1 protein-coding gene is annotated in these 565 nt (G+C 64.2%); it reads right to left on the reverse strand.

The genetic code is table 11. From position 1 onward, the window contains the following. On the reverse strand, positions 1 to 565 hold a 565-nt coding region (locus tag HV773_RS36595), incomplete at both ends, for a two-partner secretion domain-containing protein (RefSeq protein ID WP_175198568.1).

Below are 565 nucleotides of genomic sequence, written 5' to 3' on the forward strand. Positions count from 1 at the left end.
ATCGATGCCATCGTGCGCGCTCGCGCCGATATTGCCGCTCGCGCTGGTCTGCCCTGCAAGCACGAGCTTGCCCGCCGAGGTCAGCACGAGGTCGCCGGCCTGCGCCGCGAGAATGCCTCTGGTCGACACCCCCACGCCCAGCTCCGTGCCCACCAGCACGATACGATTCGCGTACATACCACCGAGATGGCTCACGTCGATGGAAACACCCTGCGCAGGCCCATCGCCCGCAATCGGCGTGGCGGCGAGCGTGTCGTGATCGACGCGGTTCGCGCCCGTCACGACATTCAGATTCTTCGCGTAGATAGCGGCATTGGCCTGAACAGCGCGCGACAGCAAATCGACCTGATCTCCATTCGACGCATCGAGCCCCGCGCCGCTGACGGTGATATTGCCGCCCGTTACATTAAATCCGGAGAGCGAACCATCGCCCGCGTAATTCGGCGTACCTGTAGTGAGAATGGCGCGCGACGTGTTGATGAATCCGCCGCCGTTCACCGCAATGCCCGACGGGTTCGCGATGACCACCTCGGCCCGGTTCCCCGCCACTTCGAGATGCCCGTTC

This window comes from Paraburkholderia caffeinitolerans (genome assembly GCF_902859945.1).
Lineage (GTDB): Bacteria > Pseudomonadota > Gammaproteobacteria > Burkholderiales > Burkholderiaceae > Paraburkholderia > Paraburkholderia caffeinitolerans.